Source organism: Peribacillus sp. P4_D6 (assembly GCF_056401795.1).
Genome location: NZ_JBFUIQ010000397.1, coordinates 1 through 624, shown reverse-complemented (window position 1 = coordinate 624; position 624 = coordinate 1). Strand labels below are relative to the sequence as shown.

Below are 624 nucleotides of genomic sequence, written 5' to 3'. Positions count from 1 at the left end.
ATCTTGATTGATTTCTTCTTGAAGACGTCCTTGATACGCTCGTGTTTCTTTACGAACGATTTTCTTTTCAAATTTCCGTTTATTCGCACTGGCTTTCACATGTGTGGAATCCACGAAAACGTGTTCAGCACTTATTAACTTTTTATTAGCAGCTGTCATTAAAATGCGATAGAAAATCTGTTCAAACAGGTCTGTATCTTTAAAGCGTCGCTCATAATTTTTCCCGAACGTGGAGTAGGAGGTACTTTATCATGGAAACCATAGCCTAAGAACCAACGGTAAGCCATATTGGTTTCAACTTCTTCAAACGAATACCGAAGGTATATTGAATGAAAGTCAGTTTAACTAAAATAACTGGATCAATACTTGGGCGTCYTAMCTCTGAATACATATTTTTCACCAAGTCATAAATGAAAGTGAAGTCAATGGCAGCCTCCATTTTACGAACCAAATGGTTCGGTGGCACMAGTTGATCTAAAGTAATCATTTCAAGTTGATCTCGCTGAATAGAATCATGTTTAGAAAGCATCCTCATCACCTCAAGTTTTAATACTTCTATTTTAAAACAAAAATGACTCCAGGCAAAAGTGTTCTATCTAAAAGGTAAGACAAAGTTGATTGTTG

At 36.1% G+C, this 624-nt stretch carries 1 pseudogene; it reads right to left on the bottom strand.

Annotation, left to right across the window (positions count from 1 at the left end):
• A pseudogene (locus AC1DVB_RS27840) lies at nt 1–529 on the bottom strand (transposase); the annotation flags it as partial.
• Nucleotides 530–624 lie beyond the last annotated feature (95 nt).